This window comes from Streptomyces sp. MK37H, assembly GCF_018035285.1.
GTDB lineage: Bacteria > Actinomycetota > Actinomycetes > Streptomycetales > Streptomycetaceae > Streptomyces > Streptomyces endocoffeicus.
Window position 1 is genome coordinate 24,622 of record NZ_JAAAYH010000057.1, and the last position, 6,866, is coordinate 31,487.

The 6,866-nt window shown below is 71.0% G+C and carries 9 protein-coding genes and 1 riboswitch; of the genes, 4 read left to right on the plus strand and 5 right to left on the minus strand.

The window, feature by feature from the left end; translation table 11 throughout:
* The first annotated feature begins 152 nt into the window (after window positions 1-152).
* Both GWI24_RS11435 and GWI24_RS11440 read left to right on the plus strand, forming a co-directional pair.
* The gene (locus GWI24_RS11435; RefSeq protein WP_210945797.1) at window positions 153-977 is read left to right on the plus strand and encodes an endonuclease I family protein; all 825 of its coding nucleotides are present in this window, start codon (window positions 153-155) and stop codon (window positions 975-977) included.
* Between the two features lie 137 nt (window positions 978-1,114).
* Window positions 1,115-1,855, plus strand: coding sequence for a type 1 glutamine amidotransferase domain-containing protein (locus GWI24_RS11440; RefSeq protein WP_210945798.1), 741 nt, complete (start codon window positions 1,115-1,117; stop codon window positions 1,853-1,855).
* Between the two features lie 12 nt (window positions 1,856-1,867).
* Here the strand turns inward: GWI24_RS11440 and GWI24_RS11445 are convergent, their stop codons facing one another.
* The 3 genes from GWI24_RS11445 to GWI24_RS11450 all read right to left on the minus strand — a co-directional run bounded on the left by GWI24_RS11445 (window position 1,868) and on the right by GWI24_RS11450 (window position 4,020).
* Complete coding sequence (locus tag GWI24_RS11445; RefSeq protein ID WP_281789683.1) at window positions 1,868-2,365, minus strand: M20/M25/M40 family metallo-hydrolase; 498 nt, start codon at window positions 2,363-2,365, stop codon at window positions 1,868-1,870.
* Complete coding sequence (locus GWI24_RS46140; protein WP_281789685.1) at window positions 2,296-2,781, minus strand: M28 family peptidase; 486 nt, start codon at window positions 2,779-2,781, stop codon at window positions 2,296-2,298. Before GWI24_RS46140 ends, GWI24_RS11445 begins: the two co-directional genes overlap by 70 nt.
* A gap of 117 nt (window positions 2,782-2,898) precedes the next feature.
* A complete protein-coding gene (locus tag GWI24_RS11450; RefSeq protein WP_308343616.1) occupies window positions 2,899-4,020 on the minus strand; it encodes a diaminopropionate ammonia-lyase in 1,122 nt (373 codons plus the stop codon).
* A 345-nt stretch (window positions 4,021-4,365) separates the two neighbouring features.
* Between GWI24_RS11450 and GWI24_RS46150 the strand changes: the two genes are divergently transcribed.
* On the plus strand, window positions 4,366-4,692 hold the full coding sequence (locus tag GWI24_RS46150; RefSeq protein WP_374103293.1) for a LysR substrate-binding domain-containing protein: 327 nt from the start codon (window positions 4,366-4,368) through the stop codon (window positions 4,690-4,692).
* A 70-nt stretch (window positions 4,693-4,762) separates the two neighbouring features.
* On the opposite strand, the gene GWI24_RS11460 is transcribed toward GWI24_RS46150, so the two are convergent.
* The gene (locus tag GWI24_RS11460; RefSeq protein WP_086885525.1) at window positions 4,763-4,999 is read right to left on the minus strand and encodes a hypothetical protein; all 237 of its coding nucleotides are present in this window, start codon (window positions 4,997-4,999) and stop codon (window positions 4,763-4,765) included.
* A gap of 166 nt (window positions 5,000-5,165) precedes the next feature.
* Window positions 5,166-5,252, plus strand: a riboswitch (ZMP/ZTP riboswitch).
* A 22-nt stretch (window positions 5,253-5,274) separates the two neighbouring features.
* Between GWI24_RS11460 and GWI24_RS11465 the strand changes: the two genes are divergently transcribed.
* The gene (locus GWI24_RS11465) at window positions 5,275-6,153 is read left to right on the plus strand and encodes a bifunctional 5,10-methylenetetrahydrofolate dehydrogenase/5,10-methenyltetrahydrofolate cyclohydrolase (RefSeq protein ID WP_281789690.1); all 879 of its coding nucleotides are present in this window, start codon (window positions 5,275-5,277) and stop codon (window positions 6,151-6,153) included.
* Between the two features lie 378 nt (window positions 6,154-6,531).
* On the opposite strand, the gene GWI24_RS11470 is transcribed toward GWI24_RS11465, so the two are convergent.
* A partial coding sequence (locus GWI24_RS11470) for a VOC family protein (protein ID WP_210945800.1) occupies window positions 6,532-6,866 on the minus strand: 335 nt, incomplete at its 5' end.

The window sequence follows — 6,866 nt, forward strand, 5'->3', positions numbered from 1 at the left end:
GTTCACCGGATTCACGCGGAACGGGCACATCGCGTACACGCGTTCGGGCGTCACACATGCGAGTCTCCGAGAGCTTGTGCCTTGAACATCCGTACTCGCGGCGCCAGTTGGCGGTCCGGGTACTCGTCTCGGAGAGGACACCCCCCCACATCATGTCCACTCGCGCGCGCCGGTCACGGCGCCTTCCTCTGCTGGCCGTCGTGGCCGCGGCCGGTGTGGCCGCCCCTTCGGTCGCCGCCGCCAACACACCCGCCACGGCGGACACCACCCGGCCCACGGCCGTGCAGGCGCCCGACGACTACTACCAGGACGCGACGGGCAAGAGCGGCCCGGAGCTGAAGGCGGCGCTGCACACGATCATCAGCGAGCAGACCAAGCTGTCCTACGACGAGGTGTGGGACGCGCTGAAGTCCACGGACGAGGACCCGGACAACCCGTCGAACGTCATCCTCCTCTACTCCGGCCGCTCCCAGGCCAAGGACGCCAATGGCAGCGACCCCGACGACTGGAACCGCGAGCACGTCTGGGCGAAGTCGCACGGCGACTTCGGCACGGCCACCGGGCCCGGCACCGATCTGCACCACCTGCGCCCGGCCAATGTGAAGGTGAACAGCACCCGCGGCAACAAGGACTTCGACAATGGCGGCGAGGAGGTGCCCGACGCCCCGGGCAACCGCACCGACGACGACTCCTTCGAACCGCGTGACCAGGTCAAGGGCGATATCGCCCGGATGATCCTGTACATGGCCGTCCGCTACGACGGAGACGACGGCTTCCCCGACCTCGAGCCCAACGACGAAGTCGACAACGGCTCCGCGCCCAACATCGGCCGTCTCTCCGTACTGAAGAAGTGGAGCGCCGAGGACCCGCCCGACGACTTCGAGAAGAACCGCAACGAGGTCATCTACGACAGCTTCCAGCACAACCGGAACCCGTTCATCGACCACCCGGAGTGGGTCGACTCCATCTGGAAGTAATCCGCGTAGCCACTCCGCGGCCCCGTCCCTGCCCCTGCTCCGGCACATGCGCCGGGGCAGGGGAGCCGGTCCTGGCCACCGCCATGCCACCACCACCCGGCCGCGGACGGCCGTGGCTCCTGTGGTAGGCAGTCCTCGTGCGTATCCTTCTGCCGCTGCCCGACCGGGACTTCGACGTCACCGAGGTGGCCGTGCCCTGGAAGCTGCTGACCGACCTCGGCCATGAGGTGGTGTTCGCCACCGAACACGGCGAAGGTCCACCGGCCGCCGATCCGCTGCTGCTCACCGGAGTGCTCTTCGGGCAACTCGGCGCGGAGCCCGAGCCCAAGGAGTTCTACGAGCAACTCACCGGCGAGGCCGCCTTCCGCCACCCCGTGGCGTGGGCGGACCTCCGGCCCGAGACGTACGACGGGCTGATCCTGCCCGGCGGCCACGCGCCCGGGATGCGCCAGTACCTCGGCTCCGACCTCCTGCGCGAGAAGATCGCGGAGTTCTGGCGGCTGGACCGCCCGGTGGGCGCCATATGCCACGGTGTTCTCGCCCTGGCCCGCACCCGCGACCCGGACACTGGCCGCAGTCTCCTCGCCGACCGGCGCACCACCTGTCTGCCCGGCTACATGGAGCGGACCGCGTACTACCTCACGGCCTGGCGCCGTGGCCGCTACTACCGCACCTACCCGGCCTACGTCCAGGACGAGGTCGTCGCCGCTCTGGACGACCCCGCCCAGTTCGAACGCGGGCCCGTCGAGCTGCGGCGCCGTGGCACGGCCACCGACGACACCCCCGCCTTCGTCGTCCAGGACGGCAGCTACCTCTCCGCCCGCTGGCCCGGCGACGCCTATCTCTTCGCGCGGCGCTTCGCCGCGCTGCTCAGCTGACCGTCACACCCGTCACGGCGGGCCTTGCGTGGCCAGCCGGAGGAGGGTGGTGGCGAGGGCGTCGACACCGTGGGTGCACGCTTCGGGGGTGGAGTACTCGCGGGGGTTGTGGCTGATGCCGTCGTACTCACCGCGCACGAAGATCATGGCCGTGGGACAGAGCGCGGCGATCTCCTGGGCGTCGTGTCCGGCGCCGGAGAGCAGGGAGATGTGTGCCAGGCCGTGGTCGTCGGCGGCCTGGGCGACGACCTTCTGGACGCGCTCGTCGAAGGGAACGTACGCGGTCTTGGCCATGCGCCGGGTGGTGAGCGTGAGCCCCGGCGTGCCGTCCTCCAGGGTGCGCAGGAAGGCCGCGAGGTCCTCCTCGGCGCGGGCCATCCGGGCATCGTCGGGGGTGCGCAGGTCGACGGTGAGCTCGGCGCGGGCCGGGACGATGTTGGTCAGGTCCGGGTGGACGGCCAGGTGGCCGACGGTGGCGCGCAGCTCGCCGTAGGCCCCGGGGTCGACCATGGACCGCAGGTGGACGCCGATCCGGGCGGCGGCGAGGCCGGCGTCGGCGCGCGGACGCCTTCTTCCTCCGTGAAGACACCGATCTCGATGGGGCGGCGGGTGCTGATGCCCCGCTCGTCGAGCGTCCGCACGGCTTCGATGCCGCCCAGGACTCCGAGACAGCCGTCGAAGGCACCGGCGGTGGCCACGCTGTCGATGTGCGACCCGGTCAGTACGGGGGCAGCCGTGGGGTCGGTGCCTTCGCGGCGGCCGTAGATGTTGCCCATCCGGTCGGTCCGGACCGTCAGCCCGGCCTGCTCCATCCACGCGATGACCCGACGCCGCCCGGCGGCGTCGGCGTCGGTGAGGGCCAGACGGTTCACCCCGCGCGGACCGGTGTGCTCGTCGTCGTACGCGCCGATCTCGGCGAGGTCCATCAGCGACTGCCACAGTCGGTGGCCGTCGACGGTGATCGTGTCGGGGATGGGACGGTCATGTTCTGTCTCCCGAGGGTGGTCGGCTGGACCCGAGAGTGGTCGGATGCGGATGGGTCTTCAGGTGTCCGCGGTCGTGGTGGCGGGGTTGGCCGCGCTGCCTTCCGTGCTCAGCAGCACCACGGTGGAGGCGGGGCCGAGGCCCAGTGCGGCGCGGCGCTCGTCGGCGCCGTCGCCGGTGAGCGCGGCGCGCGGCCCGGCGAGCGAGGCGGCGCCGCAGGGGCCGCTGGAGATGCCGAGCCGGGCGAGGTCGCCGACCGCGCGGGCGCTCGCGGTGTCGGGGATGGCGATGGCCGCGTCGAGCCCGTCGCGCAGATGGGGCCAGGCGATGCTGGAAGGAGTGCCGCAATTCAGTCCGGCCATGATGGTCTCGCCGGTGGTGGCGCTGACCGGTTCGCCACGTGTGAGGCTCTCGATGACGCAGGGGGCGGCCGTGGGTTCCACCGACAGCAGCGCCGTCGGCGGCCCGCCCGGACGGCTGCGGTAGTGGGTGACGACGGCGTGGGCCAGCGAACCCACGCCCACCGGGATGGCGATGAGGCCGGGCTTCCCCGCTCCGGCGGCCGCCAGTTGTTCGTCGATTTCGGCGCAGAGGGTGGAGTAGCCCTCGACGATCCAGCCCGGTATCTGTTCATACCCGGGCCAGGCGGTGTCCTGGACCAGGAGCGCGCCCGGTGCGGCGGCCGCCTCGGCCGCCTGGCGCACGGCCTCGTCGTACGCGCCCGCGACCTGGGAGACCTCCGCCCCCTCCGCGGCGATGGCCGCCACGGCCTCCGGATGGACACCTCGTGGCACGAAGATCCGGGCGCGGTGGCCGAGCAGGCGCGCCGTCCGGGCCACGGCGCGGCCATGGTTGCCGTCGGTGGCGCTCACCAGGGTGACGGGCGCGGTGGCATCGCCGCGCGTGGCCCGTGCGGCGAGGGCGCGGTGCACGGCCCAGGACGCGCCCAGGGCCTTGAAGGCGGGCAGGCCCAGACGGCACGACTCGTCCTTGACGAAGACCCGCTCGACCCCCAATTCGGCGGCCAGCGGCGGGAGTTCGGTGAGCGGGGTGGGGACATAACCGGACAGGGCAGCGTGGAAATCCCGTACCTCGGTGGGGGCGGGAGGACAGGTCCAGGCCCGGGCGGCGGGCCGGGCGAACCACTGCGGCTCGGCGGTGGAGGAAACGTATGCAGGCACATAGCCAGCGTGCGGCCCGCACCTCCCATCGGTCCAGCGAACGTTTCCCATAAGCCTGCTGCGCGACCGTCATCCCGGCCTTCGGGTGCACGTCACACAGATGCCACCGGAACCGGAAACGGCACTCCCCGCGCTTCAGGCCCGCGATTTCGACCTGGTCGTCGCCGAGGAGTACCCGGACAATCCCAACCCCCGGCCGCCCGGTCTGGAGCAGGCGGATCTGCTCGATGACCCCCTCCACCTCGCACTGCCCACATCGGCCGGAGAGCGGAACAACACCGGGCCCGACCCCAAGGGCGACGGCCCCACGCGTCGTTGCGCTCGCTCGTCGGCCATCCCTGGGCCATGGAGCCCGAGGGCACGGCCGCCCGCCACTGGGCCATGGCCCTGTGCCGGAACGCCGGTTTCGAGCCCGATGCGCGGTTCGAGACCACGGACCTCCTGATCCATCTCCGCCTCGTCGAGCAGGGCCATGCCGCCGCCCTGCTCCCCAGCCTCGTATGGAACGGGGCGCCCCCGACCGTCGCGGTGCGACAGCTCCCCAGGGGCCAACGCACCCGCCGTGTCTTCACCGCGGTACGCCGGGGCCGCAGCCGGCACCCAGCGATCACGGCATGCCGCCACGCGCTACGACAGGCGGCCGCGGACGTGGCCGCCTCGGCCGACGGGTGAAACGGAGCATCGTCGGCCCCGACCGCGGACGGCCGGGGCCGACGATGAGTACGCTCAGGTTCAATGACCCTTAGTCATCAACGCACTTGGGGTACTTCGAGCCACGGTTGCAGTCGTGGTAGTCGTACTTGCTGACCCTGAACTTCTTCTCCTCGCCGCCCTTGGCCGGATCCACGACCAGGTAGAACTTCTTCCCGTCCTTGACCTTGTCGGTGACTGTCCCATCAGGGCCCCGGTCAAAGTCCTGCGCGCACCCGGCGAGTGTGAGGGCTGAACATGCCAGGAGGGCAAGGGCAAGGCGACGCATGTCGTGCTCCGATCAACGTGAGGATTGCGAGACAGTCTAGGGGGCATCGGATCATGGCCCGGCCAGGGGTGGCATTCGCTCATCCGCGGGGAAACGCCTGGTGGATGGCGGCGGGAAAGGGGGAGAAAAACGCCCGGCAAAGGCCGTCCGGGGTGCCCTACAGTGGTGTCCGGGCCGTGACTGGCGCTGAGGTGGAGCACCACCGGGGAGCGGCCTGACGATCGGGTCGATGCCGTGCGCCTGGGCGAGTAGTCGGTAACGCCTGGGAGGCGACCTTGTCCTCGACACAGACGGCCCAGCTCATGGATGGCGCCGGTCTTGCCCGGCGCATCGTGGCGGAAGCGGCGGGCCACGCTTCGGAGATCGCTCGACGCACGGGAATCACCCCCTGCCTGGCAACCGTGCTGGTGGGCGAGGATCCGGCCTCGGCCACGTATGTCCGTATGAAGCGCGCCCGTTGCGCCAAGGCGGGGATCGCATCACGGTTCGTCGCCTTGCCGACCACCACGACGACCCCGGAGTTGGTCGACACCCTCGGCTCTCTGTCCCAGGACCCCGAAGTGCACGGCATCCTGCTGCAGCATCCCGTCGGGGCTCATATCGATGAGCGGGCGGCGTTCGAGGCCATCGCTCCCGAGAAGGATGTCGACGGCGTCACCATGAGCTCCTTCGGGGCGATGAGTTTCGGGTTGCCGGGGTTCGCGTCATGCACTCCGGGAGGCATCATGCGCCTCCTGGACGAGTATCGCGTCGAGCTCGCGGGGCGGCGTGCTGTCGTGGTGGGCCGTAGTCCGATCCTGGGCAAGCCCGTGGGAATGCTCCTGCTGGCCCGGGACGCGACGGTGACGTATTGCCACTCCAGGACCGCCGACCTGGGCGCGGTGCTCCGGGAAGCGGATGTCGTCGTGGCGGCGGTGGGCCGGCCCCGGCTCATCCGTGGCGAGGACATCAAGCCGGGCGCCGTGGTGATCGACGCCGGATACAACCCCGGCAATATCGGCGATGTCGACTTCGATGCCGCGTGTGAGCGCGCCCGGCTGATCACCCCGGTGCCGGGCGGGGTGGGGCCCATGACCATCGCCGTCCTGCTGGCACAGACCGTGGACGCCGCCCGGCGGCAGACGGGTCTGACCGGCGTACGGGCGGATCGCTGAGCGGTCAGCCGCTGCACCGGGCGCTTGTCAGCGCCCGGTGCAGCACCTCCTCGGCGAAGGCGGGCAGCCGTGTGCCGGCGCCGGGCCCGTGGAGCGGCGGTGGCGGGCGGTGGCGTGGACCGCCAGCCACGCTCCGAACGTGGCCAGTACGATGCCCACCGCTCCGAGCATCGGACCGGGCAGCGCGGGGGCGTTGCCGCCATCCCGCGTCCAGAGGGGCAGACTCGCGCCCGCGCCGTCGGCTCGCCCATCATGCGCCCCCCTTACGCATCCCCCAGCCCATGGTGGTTCAGGCGCCGCGCGGGTGTACGGCCCGGCGGGGGCGCCCTTTCGGACGCCCCCTGTGGCTGAGATGCCCCTCGTGGCCGGGGCCGGTGGCTAGGGGCGGATGTAGGGCCGGGTGATGATCTCCATGTTGTGGCCACTGGGATCGTCGAAGTACGCGCCACGGCCGCCGAAGAGACGGTTGATCCGGCCGGGGTCGGTGTGGTTGGGGTCGGCGTAGTAGGTGACGCCGACCGCTTCCAGGCGGGCGATCATGGCGTCGAACTGCTCATCGGGCACGAGGAACGCGTAGTGCTGCGGCTGTATGGGCTCGTCGCGCTTCTCGTAGTAGTCGAGCGTCACGCCGTTGCCGAGATCGACGGGCAGAAACGGGCCGAACGGGGCTCCGACCTCCACCCCCAGAATCGCGGCGATGAACTCGGCGGACA